Source organism: Thioclava dalianensis (genome assembly GCF_000715505.1).
GTDB classification, from domain to species: Bacteria; Pseudomonadota; Alphaproteobacteria; order Rhodobacterales; family Rhodobacteraceae; genus Thioclava; species Thioclava dalianensis.
Map to the genome: position 1 here is coordinate 37,959 of NZ_JHEH01000017.1, position 19,197 is coordinate 57,155.

17 protein-coding genes are annotated in these 19,197 nt (G+C 63.4%); 7 read left to right on the top strand and 10 right to left on the bottom strand.

The features are described from left to right. Positions 1–106 precede the first annotated feature (106 nt). From DL1_RS13380 to DL1_RS13395, 4 genes are all read left to right on the top strand, one after another. Entirely contained in the window at positions 107–1,789 is a 1,683-nt protein-coding gene (locus DL1_RS13380) for an ABC transporter ATP-binding protein/permease (protein WP_038067168.1), read from the top strand. Continuing rightward, on the top strand, positions 1,786–3,495 hold the full coding sequence (locus tag DL1_RS13385) for an amino acid ABC transporter ATP-binding/permease protein (RefSeq protein ID WP_051693551.1): 1,710 nt from the start codon (positions 1,786–1,788) through the stop codon (positions 3,493–3,495). Before DL1_RS13380 ends, DL1_RS13385 begins: the two co-directional genes overlap by 4 nt. A 120-nt stretch (positions 3,496–3,615) precedes the next feature. Beyond that, the gene (locus DL1_RS13390; protein WP_038067170.1) at positions 3,616–4,374 is read left to right on the top strand and encodes an electron transfer flavoprotein subunit beta/FixA family protein; all 759 of its coding nucleotides are present in this window, start codon (positions 3,616–3,618) and stop codon (positions 4,372–4,374) included. Then, on the top strand, positions 4,374–5,300 hold the full coding sequence (locus DL1_RS13395; protein ID WP_038067173.1) for an electron transfer flavoprotein subunit alpha/FixB family protein: 927 nt from the start codon (positions 4,374–4,376) through the stop codon (positions 5,298–5,300). The genes DL1_RS13390 and DL1_RS13395 overlap by 1 nt, the downstream gene beginning before the upstream one ends. A gap of 64 nt (positions 5,301–5,364) precedes the next feature. Here the strand turns inward: DL1_RS13395 and DL1_RS13400 are convergent, their stop codons facing one another. Beyond that, positions 5,365–6,186, bottom strand: a complete 822-nt coding sequence (locus tag DL1_RS13400; protein WP_038067176.1) for a DUF6473 family protein — start codon at positions 6,184–6,186, stop codon at positions 5,365–5,367. A 151-nt stretch (positions 6,187–6,337) separates the two neighbouring features. Between DL1_RS13400 and DL1_RS13405 the strand changes: the two genes are divergently transcribed. Further along, positions 6,338–7,213 carry a 3-hydroxybutyryl-CoA dehydrogenase gene (locus tag DL1_RS13405; protein WP_038067178.1) on the top strand — a complete coding sequence of 292 codons (876 nt, stop codon included), beginning with the start codon at positions 6,338–6,340 and terminating at the stop codon, positions 7,211–7,213. Between the two features lie 87 nt (positions 7,214–7,300). On the opposite strand, the gene DL1_RS13410 is transcribed toward DL1_RS13405, so the two are convergent. The 7 genes from DL1_RS13410 to DL1_RS13440 are packed head-to-tail and all read right to left on the bottom strand — an operon-like array spanning position 7,301 to position 12,674. Then, positions 7,301–8,155 carry a lysophospholipid acyltransferase family protein gene (locus tag DL1_RS13410; RefSeq protein WP_051693552.1) on the bottom strand — a complete coding sequence of 285 codons (855 nt, stop codon included), beginning with the start codon at positions 8,153–8,155 and terminating at the stop codon, positions 7,301–7,303. 27 nt (positions 8,156–8,182) lie between these two features. Then, positions 8,183–8,455, bottom strand: a complete 273-nt coding sequence (locus DL1_RS13415) for an HPr family phosphocarrier protein (RefSeq protein WP_038067180.1) — start codon at positions 8,453–8,455, stop codon at positions 8,183–8,185. Beyond that, complete coding sequence (locus DL1_RS13420) at positions 8,446–8,853, bottom strand: PTS sugar transporter subunit IIA (RefSeq protein WP_038067184.1); 408 nt, start codon at positions 8,851–8,853, stop codon at positions 8,446–8,448. The genes DL1_RS13415 and DL1_RS13420 overlap by 10 nt, the downstream gene beginning before the upstream one ends. Then, a complete protein-coding gene (gene rapZ / locus DL1_RS13425) occupies positions 8,850–9,776 on the bottom strand; it encodes an RNase adapter RapZ (protein WP_051693553.1) in 927 nt (308 codons plus the stop codon). Before rapZ ends, DL1_RS13420 begins: the two co-directional genes overlap by 4 nt. Next, positions 9,767–10,210 carry an HPr kinase/phosphorylase gene (locus DL1_RS13430; protein WP_245739562.1) on the bottom strand — a complete coding sequence of 148 codons (444 nt, stop codon included), beginning with the start codon at positions 10,208–10,210 and terminating at the stop codon, positions 9,767–9,769. The genes rapZ and DL1_RS13430 overlap by 10 nt, the downstream gene beginning before the upstream one ends. Positions 10,211–10,214: 4 nt before the next feature. Then, complete coding sequence (locus DL1_RS13435; RefSeq protein WP_038067186.1) at positions 10,215–11,960, bottom strand: sensor histidine kinase; 1,746 nt, start codon at positions 11,958–11,960, stop codon at positions 10,215–10,217. A 12-nt stretch (positions 11,961–11,972) separates the two neighbouring features. Then, on the bottom strand, positions 11,973–12,674 hold the full coding sequence (locus DL1_RS13440) for a response regulator transcription factor (protein WP_038067188.1): 702 nt from the start codon (positions 12,672–12,674) through the stop codon (positions 11,973–11,975). A gap of 343 nt (positions 12,675–13,017) precedes the next feature. Here DL1_RS13440 and DL1_RS13445 point away from each other — a divergent pair, with 343 nt between their 5' ends. Continuing rightward, positions 13,018–14,616 carry a phosphoenolpyruvate carboxykinase gene (locus DL1_RS13445; RefSeq protein WP_038067190.1) on the top strand — a complete coding sequence of 533 codons (1,599 nt, stop codon included), beginning with the start codon at positions 13,018–13,020 and terminating at the stop codon, positions 14,614–14,616. A gap of 106 nt (positions 14,617–14,722) precedes the next feature. Here DL1_RS13445 and DL1_RS13450 read toward each other — a convergent pair whose 3' ends face one another. After that, positions 14,723–15,064, bottom strand: a complete 342-nt coding sequence (locus DL1_RS13450) for a hypothetical protein (protein ID WP_051693554.1) — start codon at positions 15,062–15,064, stop codon at positions 14,723–14,725. A 201-nt stretch (positions 15,065–15,265) separates the two neighbouring features. Here DL1_RS13450 and DL1_RS13455 point away from each other — a divergent pair, with 201 nt between their 5' ends. After that, on the top strand, positions 15,266–16,864 hold the full coding sequence (locus tag DL1_RS13455; RefSeq protein WP_051693555.1) for a phospholipase D-like domain-containing protein: 1,599 nt from the start codon (positions 15,266–15,268) through the stop codon (positions 16,862–16,864). On the opposite strand, the gene rnr is transcribed toward DL1_RS13455, so the two are convergent. After that, the gene (gene rnr / locus DL1_RS13460; protein WP_038067193.1) at positions 16,861–19,137 is read right to left on the bottom strand and encodes a ribonuclease R; all 2,277 of its coding nucleotides are present in this window, start codon (positions 19,135–19,137) and stop codon (positions 16,861–16,863) included. The genes DL1_RS13455 and rnr overlap by 4 nt on opposite strands. Positions 19,138–19,197 lie beyond the last annotated feature (60 nt).

Here is a 19,197-nt window from a genome sequence, read left to right on the forward strand (position 1 = left end):
GCGGTTCTGGTTTTTGTAAGCGCTTTGGCAAGGGGCCTATTGTCGCAGCGCCATTGCCGCGACTGTCCCAGCCCGCTATCTGGCTCTTGCAAGCGCAGGAAAGCCAATGACCGATAGCAGCCCGCAAAGCCCCAAGCAGATCCTCAACCGTCTCGCCGCCCCACAGTCCAAGCGCCTGCGCGCCTCGGGATGGCTGTCCGTGCTCTCGGCGCTGATCTGGCCGGTACAGGCGGCCGTGGTCGGGCTTGTTCTGGGTCACCTCGTGGCCCCCGGGGTCAGCCCCGCGCTCTCGCCGCTCGCAGGCGCGCTGTGCTTCGTGGCTTTGGCACTTGTGCGGATCGCGCTTGATTGGGCGGCGCAAAAGCTGGGCGCGGATGCCGCCGAAGCCATCGTCATTCACGCCCGCAGCCGCCTTGTCGCGCAGGCCGCCCGTCAGGCGACAGGGGCAGCCGCGCTCTCGCCTGCCCATAGCGCCGCGCTGGTTGCCGAGAAACTCGCCGCGCTGACGCCTTGGGCCACGCGCTATCAGCCAAGCTTCATGCGCGCCCGCATCGTGCCGCTCGCCTTTCTGGTGATCGCGGCCACGCAAAGCTGGGTTGTCGCCCTCATCTTGCTGATCGCAGGGCCGCTGATCCCGATTTTCATGGCTCTGATCGGGATGGCCGCGCAGCAGGCGTCGGAAAAGCAGATGATCGAGATCGGCGCGCTCAACAGCCTGCTGATCGACCGCATCGCCGCCATGAGCGACCTGCGCCTTCTGGGCGCCGAGGGGCGCGCGCGTGAGGTTCTGAAAGACAAGACCGAGGATCTGCGCCGCCGCACCATGGCCGTGTTGCGCGTGGCCTTCCTCTCTTCGACCGTGCTTGAGCTGTTTTCGGCCTTGGGTGTGGCGATGGTGGCGATGTATGTCGGCTTCTCGCTGATCGGCTGGATGCATTTCGGAACATGGGGCGCGCCGATGACGCCGGCGACCGGGATCTTTCTGCTGATGATCGCCCCGGAATTCTTCCAACCCTTGCGCGATCTGGCCGCCGCTTGGCATGACCGCGCGGCCGCGCTGGCCGTCGGGTCCGAGCTCGACACCGCCGAGACCGAGATCGAGGCCGCCCGCAAGATCCTTGGGGACGGCGGCGCGGGCCAACCGCTCGCAGGCGGCATCCTGCGCTGGCAGGGGCTGCGATTGCGCCCGGCCCGCGACGCGGCCCCGATTGCGCTGCCTGATGGCGCGGTCGCACCGGGTGAGGCCGTTGCGATCACTGGCCCCTCCGGTGTGGGCAAGACCACACTGCTGTCGGCCCTGGCGGGACTTCTGGAGAGCGAAAGCGGCACCATCGAATGGGGCACGGATGTGCTCGATGCCCAAAGCGCCGATGCGTGGCGCGCCGGTCTGGGCTGGCTGCCGCAGGTGCCGCGCTTTGCCGATACCAGCCTGCGGGGCCTGATCACGCTGGGCCGGGAGGGCGATCTGGACGGCGCATTGAGTGCCGCAGCCGCCCAAGACATCATCGCGGGCCTGCCCGGCGGCCTGGAGACCCGGCTTGGCGATATGGGCGGTGGCGTGTCAGGCGGCGAGGCGCGTCGGCTTTTGATCGCGCGCGCCCATTATGCCCGCCGCCCGCTGCTGCTCGCCGATGAGCCGACCGCCGATCTCGACCCGGACACCGCCGCCAAGGTGATCGCGGGGCTGGTGGCACTGCGCGAAGCTGGCATCACGCTGATCGTCGCCAGTCACGATCCGGCCCTCGTGGCCGCGATGGATCGCGCAATTGCATTGGAGGGCGTTGCATGAGCGTTCTACTCGGCCTTGCATGGCGTCTGATCGTCCAACAAAAATGGGCGTTTTCGCGCGGCTTGATCCTGTCTTTCATCGTCCTGGCGATGGGGGCGGCACTGCTGGGCCTGTCGGGCTGGCTGGTGACCGCGGCAGGCGCCGCCGGAATCACCGGGATCGCGCTGAACATTTTCGAGCCCTCTGCGGGGGTGCGAGGGCTGGCGCTGGGGCGAGCCGCTGGACGCTATGGCGAGCGGCTGTTGACCCATGATGCCACGCTGCGCGCGCTGGCAGATCTGCGGCTCTCGTTGATGGACGGGGTGGCGCGTCGCCCGCATGAGGAACAGGCCCGGCTGCGGGGCGCCGAAGCGCTCAACCGGATGACCTCGGATGTCGATGCGCTGGACGGGCTGTTGCTGCGCCTGATCGTGCCTTTCCTTGCGGGCGGCATGGCGCAACTGGCCGCTTTGCTGATGCTGTGGTGGCTTGAGAGCCTGCCGGTCGGGCTGAGCGTCTTTGCGATCTACCTGATCGGCGGCGGCGGCGGGCTGATCTGGGTCGCCCGTGCCGCGCGCCATCAGGCGCGGGCTGCGGAAACCGCGCTTCAGGCGATCCGGACGCGCACGCTGGAGCTGCTGCGCGGGCGGGCCGATCTTGCGGTCTCGGGCCAACTGCAGAGCGAGATCAACCGCGCCCTCGAAGAGGTCACCGCCGAAGCCCGCGCACGCCGCACCCTTGAGGCGCTCGACCGCCGGATCGGTGCCGTGATCGGGCTGACCACGGCCCTCGCGGCGGGGGCTGCCCTTGCCATCGCGGGGCAGATGGCCGCATCGGGCCAGATTACTCCCGCCCGCGCCGCCATCGGCTTTTTCGTGGCGCTTGCGCTGGCGGAATCGGTGATGCTGCTGCGCCGGGGCATGGCCGAAATCGGCCGGATGCAAGAAGCGGGCGCGCGTGTGGTCGAACTGGCCCGCACCCCGGAACGCCCCATTGCTCCGACACAGGCGCACCCTGTCGCGGACGCCCCGCTGCTGCGGGTCCGTGATCTCAGCTTCACCCGCCCGGGCGCGAGCGGGCCGGTCTTTGCGGAGCTGAATTTTGAGCTACACCGGGGCGAGACGCTGTTTCTCACCGGACCGTCGGGGGCCGGAAAATCGACCGCGCTGGCGGTGCTGGCGGGCCTTCTGCCAACCAGCGAAGGCACCTGCTCGGTGTTGGGTGAGACGCTCGCGCATTGGCCCGAGACGGATCTGCGCCGCCATCTCACGATGGTCCCCCAACGTAGCCAGTTGATCGGCGGCAGTGTGGCCGAGAACCTCGCGCTGGCGGTGCCCGCGGGAGAGCTGCTGTCGCAAAAGGCGGCGGAGGCAGCACTTCGGGCAGTATCGCTCGACCGAGTGCTTGCGGCGCGGGGCGGGTTCGAGGCGCGTCTCAACGAGGGCGGATCGGGTCTGTCAGGCGGGCAATCCAAGCGGCTGGCCCTTGCGCGCGCCGCCCTGCGCAATCCCGACATTTTGCTGCTCGACGAGCCGACCGAAGGGCTCGATGCCGCAACCGCACGCGCCACGCTTGAAGGCCTGCGCGCCCTGCTGCCCGAGGCAGGTTTCGTCATCGTCTCGCATCGCAGCCCCGATCGGGACTTTGCCGACCGCGAGATCGCGCTCACGCGTCGCTGCCCCGCGCAGCATCGTGCAAAGAACACAAGCAGGCGCAAAAATACGTGACGTTTCCACGGGCCAAAGAGGCGAATTAGCACTGTCCCTTGGTCCTATCCTCTAGTAACAAAATTACCGAGAAAGTCTGTCCACCGCGAAAACGTGGACGCCAGAATAGGGAGACACGCCATGAAGGTCCTGGTGCCGGTTAAGCGCGTGATCGACTATAACGTGAAAGCCCGCGTGAAAGCGGACGGAAGCGGTGTCGATCTCGCCAATGTCAAAATGTCGATGAACCCGTTCGACGAGATCGCAGTCGAAGAAGCGATCCGTCTGAAAGAAAAGGGCATTGTCGAAGAAATCATCGTCGTCTCGATTGGCGTGAAGCAGGCGCAGGAAACCCTGCGCACGGCGCTTGCCATGGGGGCGGACCGCGCGATTCTCGTCGTCGCCGCCGATGACGTGCACCAAGATATCGAGCCGCTGGCCGTGGCCAAGATCCTTGCCAAGGTCGTCGAGGCCGAAGATCCCAAGATGGTGATCCTGGGCAAGCAGGCCATCGACAACGACATGAACGCGACGGGCCAGATGCTGGCCGCGCTGCTGGGCTGGGGGCAAGCGACCTTTGCCTCCGAAGTCGTGGTCGAGGGCGAGGCCGCGAAGGTCACCCGCGAGGTTGATGGCGGTTTGCAGACCATCGAGGTCAAGCTCCCCGCGATCGTCACCGCCGATCTGCGCCTCAACGAGCCGCGCTACGCATCGCTGCCCAACATCATGAAAGCGAAGAAAAAGCCGCTTGAGGAAAAATCCGCCGACGATTTCGGCGTCGATGTCAGCCCGCGCCTTGAAGTGGTTTCGGTCAAAGAGCCCGAAACGCGGCAGGCAGGCGAGATCGTGCCCGATGTGGACACGCTTGTGGCGAAACTCAAAGAGAAGGGGGTCGTGTGATGGCCGTTCTGCTGCTGGGTGAAGTGAATAATGGCGAATTGTCGCTCGATGCGACCGCGAAGGCGGTGAGCGCGGCGAAATCGCTGGGCGACGTGACGGTGCTCTGCGCGGGCGCTTCGGCTGCCGCGGCAGGCGAGGCCGCGTCCAAGATCGACGGCGTGGCCAAAGTGCTCGTCGCCGAGGATGCCTCGCTGGGTCACCGTCTGGCGGAACCCACCGCCGCGCTGATCGTGAGCCTCGCGGGCGATTACAGCCACATCGTGGCGCCTGCGACGACCGATGCGAAGAACGTGATGCCCCGCGTGGCAGCCCTGCTGGACGTGATGATCCTGTCCGATGTGTCGGGCGTCGTCGATGCGGACACGTTCGAGCGCCCGATCTACGCGGGCAACGCGATCCAGACCGTGAAGTCGAAAGACGAGAAGAAGGTCATCACCTTCCGTACCTCGACCTTCGATGCGGCAGGCGACGGCGGCGCGGCCTCGGTCGAGACCGTGGGGGCGGCCGAGGCCGCCGGTCTGTCGAGCTGGGTCGAGGATAAGGTCGCGGAAAGCGACCGTCCCGAGCTGACCTCGGCGAAGATCGTCGTGTCGGGTGGCCGTGGCGTCGGCTCCGAAGATGATTTCAAGGTGATCGAGGCTCTGGCCGACAAGCTGGGCGCCGCCGTTGGCGCCTCGCGCGCGGCTGTGGACTCGGGCTTTGCGCCCAACGATTGGCAGGTCGGTCAGACCGGTAAGGTCGTGGCGCCCGAGCTCTATATCGCTTGTGGCATCTCCGGGGCGATCCAGCACCTCGCCGGGATGAAGGACTCCAAGGTCATCGTCGCGATCAACAAGGACGAAGAAGCACCGATCTTCCAGGTCGCCGATTTCGGTCTTGTGGCGGATCTGTTCGACGCCGTGCCTGAGCTGACCGAAAAGCTCTGAGCGAGAGTTTTGCGACACCTGAAAGGCCGGGGAAGTTCCCCGGCCTTTTCACATCGCGCGCCGCCTAGAGCATGCGCCGCGCCACCGGGGCCAGCGCCTCGGCAATCTCGGCATGGACCATGGGGCCAGGCATCATCAGAGCCGAGGGCTCTTCCATCTGTCCGAAATGCATGCCCGTGGTGCCCGAGCTGCGTGCCGTAACCGAAGGGTCAACGCGCACCACCTCATCGACCATTGGCCGCAAGGCGTCGATCATCGCGCGCGTGATCAGAAACGGCTCTGCGCCTAGCGGATCGCAATGATCGGGGTCACGATACTCGCCTAGCCAGAGCAGCACCTTGCGCCCCGCTACCCGCTCCAGCAGCGCCTGCATGCGCTGCATCCACGCCTGGCGCAACTCCTCTGACAGGGCGGCGAATTTCGCGGGCTCATGGACCTTCAGCGTCGTCAGCATATGGCGTGTGAAATTGAACTCCGTGAAATCGATATCGCGAAAGATCGAGCGCATCAGTTTTGAGGCGCGCAGGAAGCGATCATTGCGGCGCGGATGGACCGCGTAGAAGCGGTTCGACATATTTTGCGCGCCGGTCAGCTGTATGACCGAGAACTGCGCCGCATCCGTGGCCTGAGTCACCTGCGGCTCGTTCATGAAGACATCGATGCCCGCATTCATGTAGCCAAAATTAACGACCGGCAGGCCCATACGCTGCTCGAGCAAGGCGGGCCATGGCTCTGAGACGAATTTCCCATAGGTTTCGCTGCCGCCGATTGCGGCCACATATGATCCGTTCAGCGAGCGCCGTGGCCCGCGAAACAGCAGTTTCGACTTTCCATATCGGCACGGATAGTAATCCAGCGCGCCAGCCCCTGCATATTCAAATGCCATCGTCCCACCTATCCTTTCGACTCACCCAATGGCAGTGTGCCGGGAAAGACTTGCCAAACAGTTATTGATAAAATGCCCCCTGTCGGCGTGGGCCTCTTGCATGGGGCGGCTGGCGGCGTATGGTCGGGTCAAACGTAAGAAAGGGCAGAATATGGCGATCGAGAAAGTCGGCATCGTGGGTGCAGGTCAGATGGGCAACGGGATCGCCCATGTCTTTGCGCTTGCGGGGTTCGAAGTCCTGCTCAACGACATTGATGGCAAAGCTCTCGACAAGGCGCTTGCGACGATCGGGAAAAATCTCGACCGGCAGGGGTCGCGCGAGAAGATCAGCCAAGCTGACCGCGATGCCGCGATGGCGCGGATCTCGACGACGACCGATCTGACCGATCTCGGCCCGACCGATCTGGTGATCGAGGCCGCGACAGAGCGCGAAACCGTCAAGCAGCAGATTTTCGACGCGCTGCTGCCGCATCTCAAGCCCGAAACGATCCTGACTTCGAACACCTCGTCGATCTCGATCACCCGTCTTGCCTCGCGCACCGACCGCCCCGAGAAGTTCATGGGGTTCCATTTCATGAACCCGGTGCCGGTGATGCAACTGGTCGAGCTGATCCGCGGGATCGCGACCGACAAGGAAACCTACGAGACGCTGCTGGGCGTGGTCGAAAAGCTTGGCAAGACCTCTGCCTCCGCCGAGGATTTCCCCGCCTTCATCGTCAACCGGATCCTGATGCCGATGATCAACGAGGCAGTCTATACGCTTTATGAAGGCGTCGGCAATGTCCGCTCGATCGACGAATCGATGAAGCTGGGCGCGAACCACCCGATGGGGCCGCTGGAGCTTGCGGATTTCATCGGGCTCGACACCTGCCTTGCGATCATGAACGTGCTGCATGACGGTCTGGCCGACACCAAATACCGCCCCTGCCCACTTCTGACGAAATATGTCGAAGCTGGCTGGCTGGGCCGCAAATCCGGGCGCGGCTTTTACGACTATCGCGGCGAGACGCCGGTGCCGACGCGCTGAGCGCTGGCGGCGCGAAGGGGGCTCTGCCCCCTCTTCGGCTGTGCCGAAGTCACCCCCGAGATATTTCGACCAAGCGGAGGACCCGAGTTAAAGCTTGAGGGTCTCTTCCCGCAGATCGGCCAGGAATTTGCGCGGGTTTTTAAGTGGCTCCGCGATCTCCTCAGCCGTTTTCGCCCGGCCAATCACTGGATGCTGCGGCTTGTTGAGCGCGCGCCGGATTTCATAGAGCAACAGCCCCTGACGCACGGTCGCGCTGAGCCGGTTGGCGATCTGGTAGGCCCGCGAGTTGCAGCCCGGGAAATGGATCGGCACCACGCTGGCGCCGGAGCGGGCCAGCATCTTTGCGGTGAACGGGTTCCATTCCTGCTCGATCACGGGGCCGAAAAGCGTCGCGGAATGCGCGACTTGCCCAGCCGGAAACAGCACCACGACCCCGCCACGCCGCAGCTGCGCCATGCAGGCCGCGCGCATCTTGAGACTGTCTTCGCGGGCGTTTGCCTCATGCGGGAACGGCACGGGGAGCATATATTGCTCGATCTCGGGAATGCCGGTCAGCAAGGAACGGGTCAGGATCAGGTAGTCATCGCGCACCTGACCGATCAGATAGGCCAGCACCATGCCATCGACGAGCCCATGCGGGTGATTGGCCACCACGACCAGCGGGCCGGTCTTGGGGATCCGGGCGATTTGCTCGGGCGGAGTCGTGACATCGATCCCCATGATGTCGAGCGCCTGCGGCCAGAACTCCTGCCCGACCGGTGCGCCGCGTTTTTCGAATTTGCGAATGAGCCGCAGCAGGCGCGTCTTGGCAGTCACCCATTCCAGCGCGCGGATCGTTCCCACTTTGAAAGGGTTCGAAAACGTGCCGGCATAGGACAGCCTGCGCTTGTCGTAGGCCTTCGATTGCGCTTGAGCTGCGGCGATCTCGACATGCTCATCCACGATATGGACCTCTCGGTTCCGTGCGGGTTACATGCCTTCGCCGAACTTGTCCTTCACCAGAGCCTCTAGGGCATCGGCAAGCGTTTCGGCATCGGCCCCGCGTGTCGTGACTTCAATAGTGGTTCCGCGCGAGGCTGCCAACATCAAAAGCCCCATGATCGAGTCACCCGAAACCGACTGCCCGTCCTTAGCGACCAGCGCAGAGGCGTCGTGATCCTCAACAACCTCGACAAAGCGGGCCGATGCACGTGCGTGAAGACCCTTCTCGTTCACGATCTCAAGCGTTCGGGTCACGGACATTTGGCATTCGCCTTCTTCACGGTGTAACTGTTGATGTACTTGCGCCCCGCATCAAGCGCCGCTTCGACCGCCGCGTGCACATCGAGGCTGCGGGATTTGGCGAGCTTGATCAGCAGGGGGAGGTTCGCGCCGTAGATGATCTCGCGCCCGTTCTGCTCGCAGGCCTTGAGCGACAGGTTCGAGGGAGAGCCTCCGAACATATCGGTGACCACGACCACCCCTTCGCCCAGATCGACATCATCGGCGGCATCGCGAATTTCGGCTTGTTTCCCGGCGCGGTCGTGATCGTCTTCGATGGTGATGGCCCGGATACCGTCTTGCGGCCCCACAACATGCTCAACGGCGGCGAGATATTCGCGTGCCAGCCCTCCATGTGCGACGATCACGATCCCGATCACGCGCCTGCCTCCATCTTCGATGCAGCCCCGTCGGGCGATTTTCGTTCTAGCTCTCTATGGCGCTTAGACACCTGCCAACCGGCCTCTGCAAGCGCTTTGGTGACTGTTTCAGTCATCATAACAGAGCGGTGTTGCCCACCGGTACATCCAAATCCCACCGAAAGATGCGCCTTGCCTTCCGCGACATAGGCCGGGAGGAGAAACAGCAAGAGATCCATCACCTTGGCGTAGAATTCCGCATAGCGCGGGTCGCTCTCAACATGGGTCGCCACCGCCGCGTCGCGCCCATCGAGCGGGCGCAGCGCCGGGTCCCAATGGGGATTGGCCAGAAAACGGCAATCGAACATCAGATCAATCCCGCGCGGCACACCGCGCTTGTAGCTGAAGGAATGAACCGAAACCGCCAGCCGCTCGATGCGCCCAGTGTCGAAAAAGCGCCCCAGCTCGGCGCGCAGGTCGTGCGGGCTCATCTCGGAGGTGTCGATCAGCACATCGGCGCGCAGCTTGATCGGCGCGAGGATATCGACCTCCTGCGCGATACCCGATCCGGGCGGGGCATCGGGCGACAGCGGATGCCGCCGCCGGGTCTCGGAGTAGCGCCGCACGAGAACGTCTTCGCGCGCGTCGAGATAGAGCAGCTCAAGGTTGAGATCGGGCTCGCGGGTCAAAGTGTCGATCAGCTCGATCAGGGCGGCGGCGGAGAAATCCCGCCCGCGCACATCGACCCCAAGCGCGACCGGGTGACCGATATGGCCCGAAAGCAGGCGCGGGATCAGGCTCAACGGCAGGTTGATAATCGGCTCGTAGCCCAGATCCTCAAGCGCGCCAATCGCCGTCGTGCGCCCAGCCCCAGACGGGCCAGAGACGAGCACCACTCGCTGACCTTCTTGCTGTGTCGCCGGATCGGATCGGGTCACGCCCATCGGCCTTCTTTCAAGAATTGCAATATTGCCACGTCAAGATGGCCATTTTGCAATTGCAGCACAAGGGGCAGCGCAACGCCAAGCACCCTGTCTTTTCGATAGGGTGGGAGGCGCTGATCCTCGATCCGGTCCAAGTCGACGCAGAGCGTGACGCGCGCCTGCGACAAGGCATCGGCGCGCAGGATGCCAACGCCGCGCGCCTCGATCCGCCCGGCAAGCTCGGGCGGCGCGCTTGCGATCAACTGCCCCGCGTCATCGCTGCGCAGATCGGTGCGGTCATCCGAGACCAGCCGCGCACCAAAAGCCATAAGACGCAGGGCGAGTTGAGACTTTCCGCTGCCCGAGGCACCACGGATCAGCACACCGCGCTCGGCATCGAGCGCCACCGCGGTGGCGTGGATATTTTCGCTGCGGTTGAGCAACGGGACGGTCACAGGATCAGACCGGGAGGCCGACGACGAAACGTGCTCCCAGCGGGTCGGACGTCAGATCGGCATCGGTCGGGCGGATATTCTCGGCCCAGATCACGCCACCATGTGCCTCGATGATCTGCTTGGAGATCGCAAGGCCAAGGCCGGAGTGATCGCCGAACTGACCCTCGGGGCGTTCCGAGTAGAACCGCTTGAAGACCTTGCTCAACGCCTCTTGCGGAATGCCGGGGCCGGTATCCTCCACCACGACGAGCACCCGATTGTCGCGCCGCCGTGCCCAGACGCGCACCGCATCGCCATCCTCGCAGAACGAGGTCGCGTTGGTTATCAGATTGACGAAGACCTGCGCGAGCCGCGCCTCCAGCCCCGAAATCTCAACCGGATGCTTGGGCAGATCGGTGATGAACTCGACGCCCTTCTTGCGCGCCTCCTGACCGAGATACTCCGTCAGGTTGCCCACCATCTTCACCAAATCGAACTGCTCTTCCTCTTCCTTCACCAGCTCGCTGTCGAGCCGCGAGGCGTTGGAGATGTCGCTGACCAGCCGGTCCAGCCGCCGCACGTCATGGTCGATGACATCCAGAAGCTTGTCGCGATGCTCTTCCTTCTTGACCATGCGCAGCGAAGAGACGGCAGAGCGCAGGCTGGCCAGCGGGTTCTTGATCTCGTGGCTCACATCGGCGGCGAACTGTTCGTTGGCGTCGATCCGGTCATAGAGTGCCGCCACCATGCCGCGCATCGCCCCCGACAGCCGCCCGATTTCGTCGGGACGCGCGGTCAGATCGGGAATGCGCACGCGCGCCGGGGCCATTTTGCGGGCGTTCTTCTCGCGTCCGATTTCGGCGGCAGCGGCCAGATCAGAGAGCGGATTCGCGATGGTCGAGGCCAGAACAAGGCTGAGGCCAATCGAGACGATGATCGCGATGACAAACATCTGCAGCACCTGCTCGCGCTCAATCGCGACGAGTGCGTCGATCTGACCGGCCACCGAGGTCAGGCCAAGTACGCCAACGACCCGGTCGCCTTGCCGCACGGGCGTGGCCACGGCGAAAATCGTGGCCCCCGCCGCGTTCTTTTGCGACAGGATCTGCGTTTTGCCCGCAAGCGCGCTGGGAACGATCTGGCGCACGGTCTCAAGCGGATTGACCGTCGCGTTATCGCCCGAGCGCGCGATCACCCGCGACATGGTCCCCCAGATCTTTCCGAGAAAATCGGTGAGGATCGTGGTGCGGCGGTCCAATTCAAGCCCCTCGACCTGCTCTGCCGGGGCGCGCTTTCCCATGGTGGACGTGCCGATCAGCGCCGCACTGGGATCAAAGAGGTAGAGATTTGAGCCATCTGGCAGCTGGATGCCCGCAATCGTCGCGGCAGGGTCAATCCCATCGCCCGCCGCCAGATTGACCGGTGCACCGGCAGGCAGCTGTGCCTCGAAAACGTCGGCTGCGAGCTGCGCCTCATTCACGAGGCCTGCTTCGCGCTGCATCACCAATGTGTCGCGAAACGGGTTGAGATAGAGCACACCCACCACAAGCACGACCATCGCGAGCAAATTGAAGATAATGATCTTGCGGGCAAGCGGCGAGCGGTTGAGCGCGATCATCCCACGGCGGGCACGACCGAGCCGCAGGTCCTCATCGACACCATCCTCAGGCCCGACCCAATCTTCACCGAAGATGACGTCAGTGCCTGCCTTCGTCGGCCTGCCTTTGGTCCTGCGCGACCGTCCCAATCCAATCCTCCCCGCGATGCTCATGGCTGGTACGGGTCACTCTTCGTTATAGCGGTAGCCGATGCCATAAAGCGTCTCGATGGCCGAAAACTCGTCATCGGCCGTGCGCATCTTTTTCCGCAAGCGTTTGATATGACTGTCGATCGTGCGATCATCGACATAGACCTGATCGTCATAGGCCACATCCATCAGCTGATCGCGGGATTTGACGAAACCGGGACGTTGGGCGAGCGCCTGCAACAGCAAAAACTCCGTCACGGTCAGCGTCACGTCCTTGCCCTTCCAAGTCACGGCATGGCGCAGGGGATCCATCTCAAGCGCGCCGCGCACCATAACCTTGTTTTCTTCGGTCGTGGCGACTTCCCCGGTGCTGATCGCTTCCTGACGACGCAAGAGCGCCCGGATCCGCTCTACCAAAAGGCGCTGCGAGAACGGCTTTTTCACGTAATCATCGGCGCCCATCCGCAGGCCGAGCACCTCGTCGATTTCGTCATCCTTGGAGGTCAGGAAAATAATCGGCATCGCGGTTTTCAGGCGCAGCTTTTGCAACAGCTCCATCCCGTCCATCCGTGGCATCTTGATATCCAGAACCGCCATATCCGGCAGGCGCTTGCTGAATGCATCGAAAGCGGCCTGACCGTCATTATAGGTTTCGACGTCGTATCCCTCCGCCTCAAGCGTCATCGACACCGAGGTCAAGATATTGCGGTCATCGTCAACCAAAGCGATCCTTGACATGCCCTTACCCCTCATAGCTGTTCTTTTGTTGTTAGACACATCATCTGCATTTGGGTCCGGCAAATCAACCAAGATGTGCGAATCACGTATAATTCCCGAATCATCAGAGCGGAAAATCTCAAAGGTTTGACTAATTTGCCTCACCTTTGCGCAAGAATTCGCGATGGTGGCGCTAACCCCGAAAATGGTTGCGCTAACGACGGCAAGCTTTCTGTTCCTTGTCAAAATTGTCATGCTATAGCCCATTCATCGGGGCAGTTTCTCTACCCTGATCGGCATCTCGAGGCCCCGAGGTGCCGAGAGGAACCCAAGATACGCCGCATGACGGCATCGGGAGCGACAGATGAACAATGGACATGTAAACCCAGCAAAGCGCCTTGAAGCCCAAGGGATCGAAGGTCTGGGGACGGTCTATTATAACCTGCTGGAACCAGCCCTGATCGAAGAGGCAATCAAGCGCGGAGAGGGAACGCTGGGCAAGGGGGGCGCATTTTACTGCACCACGGGCGCCCATACCGGTCGCTCGCCCAAGGACAAGCACATCGTGCGGACCCCGTCGGTTGAAGACACCGTCTGGTGGGACAACAACAACCCGATGTCCCCCGAGGCCTTTGACCTTCTGCATGCGGACATGCTCGCCCATCTTCAGGGCCGCGACATGTTCGTCGAAGATCTCTATGCCGGATCGGACCCGGCCCATCGCCTGGATGTACGCCTCGTCGCCGAGCTGGCATGGCACGCGCTGTTCCTGCGCACGATGCTGCGCCGCCCCGAGCGCGCAGAGCTCGACAGCTTCGACCCCGAATGGACGATCATCAACTGCCCGAGCTTCAAGGCCGATCCCGCGCGCCACGGCTGCCGCTCGGAAACCGTGATCGCGTTCAACTTCGACAAGAAGGTGATCCTGATCGGCAACACCGCCTATGCGGGCGAGAACAAGAAAGGCGTGTTCACGCTGCTCAACTACATCCTGCCCGGCAAGGATGTCATGGCGATGCATTGCTCGGCCAACCATGCGATCGACGATCCCGATGATGCGGCTGTGTTCTTCGGCCTGTCGGGTACCGGCAAAACCACGCTGTCGGCCGATCCCTCGCGCATCCTGATCGGCGATGACGAGCACGGCTGGTCCGAGAAAGGCATCTTCAACTTCGAAGGCGGCTGCTACGCCAAGACGATCAATCTGAGCAAAGAGGCCGAGCCCGAGATCTACGCGACCTGCTCGATGTTCGGCACCGTCGTCGAGAACATGGTGTTCGACCCCGAAACCAAAGAGTTGGATTTCACCGACAGCTCGATCACCGAGAACATGCGCTGCGCCTACCCGCTGCACTATATCTCGAACGCCTCGGACAATGCGCTTGGCGGCCACCCCAAGAATGTCATCATGCTGACCTGTGATGCATTCGGCGTGCTGCCTCCGATCGCGCGGCTGACCCCGGCTCAGGCGATGTATCACTTCCTGTCGGGCTTCACCTCAAAGACGCCGGGGACCGAGATGGGGGTGATCGAGCCGGTCCCGACCTTCTCGACCTGCTTTGGTGCGCCCTTCATGCCGCGCCGCCCCGAGGTCTATGGCAAGCTGCTGCAAGAAAAGATCCGTGCCCATGGCTCGTCGTGCTGGCTCGTCAATACCGGCTGGACCGGCGGTGCGTTTGGCACCGGCTCGCGGATGCCGATCCGCGCCACCCGCGCGCTCCTGACCGCAGCGCTCGATGGCTCGCTGCACAATGCCGAGTTCCGCAAGGATGCCAATTTCGGCTTCGAAGTGCCGGTCGAAGTGCCGGGCGTCTCGGATGTGTTGCTTGATCCGCGCCGCACTTGGGATGATCGCGACGCCTACGACGCGCAGGCCGCGAAACTCGTGCAGATGTTCTCGGACAACTTCGCACAATACGTGCCCTTCATCGACGAGGACGTGCGCGCCGCAGCCATCGGCTGAGGCAGCGCGCCCTTTGCGCCGCAGCAATGCGGCGCCCCCTGAACAGCAAAAAGGCCGGAGCGATCTGCTCCGGCCTTTCACATTCTAGCGGCGCATCGCTGCGCTATCAGTAAACTTTCACGCCAATGCGGCTGGCTTGGAAGGTGCGGATCTCGGTGCCGGCTTCAACGCCGGTTGCGAGGACCTGACGCCCCTCGATGGTGCCACCGCAGCGCTTGCTTTCGAACGGGCCGACGCCGCCATCCGAATAGGTCACGAGCTTCGAGTCGGGCAGGTAATCTTTGATCGCCTGGAAGCTCGGAGCGGGTGCGTTGCAATCACCGCCGATATAGTTGGCGAGGACCTTGGTCTCACCAAGCTTGAGCTTTTCAACAGTGCCAGCAGCAGCGAGGCCGGGCGTGATGATCGTCAGCAGGGCAAGGGCACCCCATTGCATGGTGCGTTTCATGATCTCTCCAAAAATATCGTGGCTCCCGGGCAGCGAGATAGGCCAAAACACCCTGTACTGTCCAGTTCATGCTGCTATGCAGAAATGTCATAACTCGCCGCTTGGAACCGCTTGGGCCGTTGCGGGGTTACATCAGAGAATCGCCGCGGATCGGCCAGAGGCTCTTTCCCAAAATCGATAACCCTCTACACTGCGCAGGACATGGAAAGAGAGCTGATCCATCTGGCCCTGTTGGGTTTTCTTGCGGGCTTGGTTGGCCTGATCGCCTTGGTATTGATCGTCGCGCGTCTCTCTCACCGTCGCCCCAAAGGCCCCTTCCCCCGCTCGCAGGTCCTCATGGCGCCTCAGACCGGAGCCATCGCGCGAGCGCTCGATGCGCGGCTCAAAGCTGCACCTGCGGAAAAATGTGCCATCCAGATGCTTGCCGACCCGATTGATGCGCTGGCCGCCCGATTGGAACTGATCGCCGCGGCAGAGGTCTCGCTCGATCTGCAATATTACATTTGGCAGAATGACACGTCGGGGGCGATCTTGCTGGATGCGATCCGACAGGCCGCCGCGCGCGGGGTTCGGGTCCGGCTGCTGATCGACGACAACGGCACCGCTGGCATGGATCGCACGCTGGCAGCCCTCCATCAGCTCGAAGGGGTCGAGGTGCGGCTCTTCAACCCCTTCCCGATCCGCACCGCGCGGTTTCTGGGCTATCTCACGGATTTTCGCAGGCTCAATCGCCGGATGCACAACAAATCGATGATCGTCGATGGCCGGATCGCGATCCTCGGCGGGCGCAATATCGGGGATGATTATTTCGACGGGTTGTCGGAAAGCGGGCTCTATATGGATCTCGACGCCGCCATCGCGGGGCCGGTCCTGCCCCGGATCTGCACCCAGTTCGATCTGTATTGGAACGCGGATCTGGCCATTCCGGCGGCGCTGATCCTAGGCGGGTGCACACCAGAAGCCGCCGAGGCGATCGTCAAGGCCGAGGCGTTGCGGCTGTCAGAACCCGAAGCCAGCAGCTATGCCAAATTGCTGCGCGCACCCGATCATTGCAACCGAATCCTCGGCTCTGATGAAGAGGTGATCCAAGCCGAGGCACAGGTAATTTATGACGACCCCGGCAAGATCATCGGGCGTCTGCGCGGGCGCAAATTGCTGTGGCACTACCTGATCCGGGCGCTCGGGCAGCCAGAGCGTGAATTGGTGCTGATCACGCCTTATCTCGTGCCGGGACGGGCGGGTGTGCGCTTCTTGCGCCGAATCGCGCGCAGCGGCGTGCAGATCAAGGTGCTGACGAATTCCTACGCGGCCACCGATGTGCCCATTGTCCATTCCGGTTATGCCCATCGGCGGCGGGCGCTGCTGCGCGCGGGGCTGGAGCTCTATGAATTCGCGCCTGATGCCAACGCACGGCGGCCCCGCGGCATGCGGCCACGGCAGTTTCTGGGCACATCGGTGCGCGGCACCTCGCCGTTTTCACGCAACAAGCTGCATGCCAAGGTGTTTGCCGTCGACCGCGCGCGGGTCTTCATCGGATCGTTCAATTTCGACCCGCGCTCAATGCGGCTCAATACCGAGCTGGGGCTGGTGATTTCAGCGCCCGAAATTGCCTCGGAGATCTCCGACAGTTTCCGCAATTCCGTCCCCGAGCGGTCGTGGCGGGTGCGTATGACGCGCACCCAACGTCTGCGCTGGTCGCGCCCGGGACAGCCCGAATTGCACAAGGAACCGGGCGTGCCATGGACCCACCGGCTGGCGCTTGCCATCGTGCAGCGCCTGCCGATTGAGTGGATGCTTTAGGGTTTGCGCGTGCGCTTGACCTTGCGCGCGATGGCCTTTTTCTTCGCCGCCCCGCGCGCAGGTTTGCGCGGCGGGCGCGTGCCCGGGCGTTTGCCCTTGTGACGACGGCCCTTGGGCATTGCCTTGCCATCGACATCGAGCAGTTCCAGCACCAGCCCGCCGGTTACCGGCACAGCCTCGGCCAGCCGCACGGTCACCCGCAGGCCCGGCGCGATGGTGAGCCCGCTCTCCGCGCCGACCAACTCTTGCGCCTCGCGGTCATAGTGGAAGAACTCGCGCCCGATCTCGCGGATCGGGATCAGCCCGTCGGCGCCGGTCTCGTCAAGCTTCACGAAAGCGCCGAATTTCTGCACCCCCGCGATCCGCCCCGTGAATTCAGAGCCCACGCGGTCGCTCAGATACGCCGCAAGGTAGCGATCGGTCGTGTCGCGCTCGGCCACCATGGAGCGCCGCTCGGTATCGGAAATCTGCTTGGCCGTGTCCTCGAGATTCTCGATATCCCACTCGCTCAGCCCATCCTTGCCCCAGCGATGCCCCGCAATCAGCGCGCGGTGCACGATCAGGTCTGAATAGCGCCGGATCGGCGAGGTGAAATGCGCGTAGGAGCGCAGCGCAAGGCCGAAATGGCCGTAATTTTGCGGGTGGTAATAGGCCTGCGTCATCGAGCGCAGCGTAGTGATGTTCAACAGCTCGTCGAACTCGCTGCCCTCGGATTGCGCCAGCAGATTGTTGAGATGCGCGGTCTTGAGCACCTGCCCCTTGGCCAGCGTGAAGCCCGAGGCCTGCGCCACTTCGCGCAGGGCTTCGATCTTATCGAGGCTGGGCTCTTCGTGGACGCGGTAAAGCAGCGGGCGCTTGAGGCGCTCCAGCTCTTCGGCGGCGGCCACATTGGCCAGAACCATGAATTCCTCGATCAGCTTATGCGCATCAAGGCGTTGCTTGAACCGGATCGAGGCGACCTTGCCATCATCGCCCAACACGATCTGGCGCTCCGGCAGGTCCAACTCCAACGGCTGGCGCTGCGCACGCGCCTTCAGCAGGCTTTGATAACAGGCGTAGATCGGCGCGATCACCGGCTCGACCAGATCCTCGGTTTTCTCGTCGGGATTGCCGTCCTGCGCGTCCTGAACCTGACCGTATTCCAGCGAGGCGATGGAGCGGATCATGCCACGCGTGAAGCGATGCGCGATCTTGCGCCCCTGCGCGTCGATGGTCATTTTCACCGCCAAAACCGCGCGGTCCACATTCTCATGCAGCGAGCACAGGTCGCCGGACAGGCTGTCGGGCAGCATCGGCACGACGCGATCCGGGAAATAGCTGGAATTGCCGCGCTTGCGCGCCTCGCGATCCAGCTCAGAGCCCGGCGTGACGTAATGGGCGACATCCGCAATCGCGACCCAAAGGTGATGGCCGCCTGCGTTCTTGGGGTCGTCATCAGGCAGCACCAGCACCGCGTCATCGCGGTCACGCGCATCCGCCGGGTCGATGGTGACGAAGTTGAGATCGGTCAGATCCTCTCGCCCCTCAAGCTTGGCGGGTCGGGCGGCATCGGCCTCGGCCACGACCGCATCGGGGAAATCATCGGGAATGCCGTGCTGGTGGATCGCGATCAAGGACACGGCGCGCGGCGCGGACGGATCGCCCAAAACCTCGATCACGCGGGCCTTGGGCAGCCCCATGCGACCACGCGGGCCGGTCTGCTCGGCCTCGACCAGCTCACCGTCCTTCGCATCAAGCGTCGCGGCGGCCGGCACCTGCCACTCATTCGAGATCCCCTTGTCGATGGGCATGATCCGCCCGCCCTCGGCGGATTTGCGGAAGATCCCCACAACACGATGTGCGGCCTCGCCGATCTTGCGGATCATCCGGGCCTGATAGGCGTAGCTTTCATCCTCGACCGGGGTCAGGCGGCCAAGGATGCGGTCGCCCTCGGCCAGCGCAGGCTCGCCCTTCTTCGGGATGAACAGAACCGAAGGCGCAGCGCCCTCGCCCTCCCATTCGGCAGGCTCGGCCCATTGATCGCCAGACGCATCTTCGCGCAGCATCCGCAGCACTGTCACCGGCGGCAGGCTGTTGGGGTCGTGGAATTTCCGGGCACGTTTCTCGATCAGACCCTCGGCCTGCATCTCGCGCAAGATCCGCTTCAGCTCAATCTTCGCAGGGCCTTTCACGCCGAAAGCCCGCGCGATATCGCGCTTGGCGCTATGGCCGGGATTGTCATTGAGCCAGTCGAGGATCTGCTGGCGCGAGGGGGTCTGGGAGGCGTTGTTCATGCTTGTGCCTAACATGGGGGACGCGGGGCGTCACGCGAGGAAGTGGACGCCCCCCGGTGG

Bases quoted from the DNA above. Each gene is read 5' to 3' on its own strand.
- DL1_RS13450 (WP_051693554.1), bottom strand. From the start codon at position 15,064: ATGAAACGCACCATGCAATGGGGTGCCCTTGCCCTGCTGACGATCATC.
- DL1_RS13380 (WP_038067168.1), top strand. From the start codon at position 107: ATGACCGATAGCAGCCCGCAAAGCCCCAAGCAGATCCTCAACCGTCTC.
- DL1_RS13400 (WP_038067176.1), bottom strand. From the start codon at position 6,186: ATGGCATTTGAATATGCAGGGGCTGGCGCGCTGGATTACTATCCGTGC.
- DL1_RS13455 (WP_051693555.1), top strand. From the start codon at position 15,266: ATGGAAAGAGAGCTGATCCATCTGGCCCTGTTGGGTTTTCTTGCGGGC.
- rapZ (WP_051693553.1), bottom strand. From the start codon at position 9,776: ATGGGCGTGACCCGATCCGATCCGGCGACACAGCAAGAAGGTCAGCGA.
- DL1_RS13435 (WP_038067186.1), bottom strand. From the start codon at position 11,960: ATGAGCATCGCGGGGAGGATTGGATTGGGACGGTCGCGCAGGACCAAA.
- DL1_RS13390 (WP_038067170.1), top strand. From the start codon at position 3,616: ATGAAGGTCCTGGTGCCGGTTAAGCGCGTGATCGACTATAACGTGAAA.
- DL1_RS13445 (WP_038067190.1), top strand. From the start codon at position 13,018: ATGAACAATGGACATGTAAACCCAGCAAAGCGCCTTGAAGCCCAAGGG.
- DL1_RS13385 (WP_051693551.1), top strand. From the start codon at position 1,786: ATGAGCGTTCTACTCGGCCTTGCATGGCGTCTGATCGTCCAACAAAAA.
- DL1_RS13415 (WP_038067180.1), bottom strand. From the start codon at position 8,455: ATGTCCGTGACCCGAACGCTTGAGATCGTGAACGAGAAGGGTCTTCAC.
- DL1_RS13395 (WP_038067173.1), top strand. From the start codon at position 4,374: ATGGCCGTTCTGCTGCTGGGTGAAGTGAATAATGGCGAATTGTCGCTC.
- DL1_RS13405 (WP_038067178.1), top strand. From the start codon at position 6,338: ATGGCGATCGAGAAAGTCGGCATCGTGGGTGCAGGTCAGATGGGCAAC.
- DL1_RS13440 (WP_038067188.1), bottom strand. From the start codon at position 12,674: ATGTCAAGGATCGCTTTGGTTGACGATGACCGCAATATCTTGACCTCG.
- rnr (WP_038067193.1), bottom strand. From the start codon at position 19,137: ATGAACAACGCCTCCCAGACCCCCTCGCGCCAGCAGATCCTCGACTGG.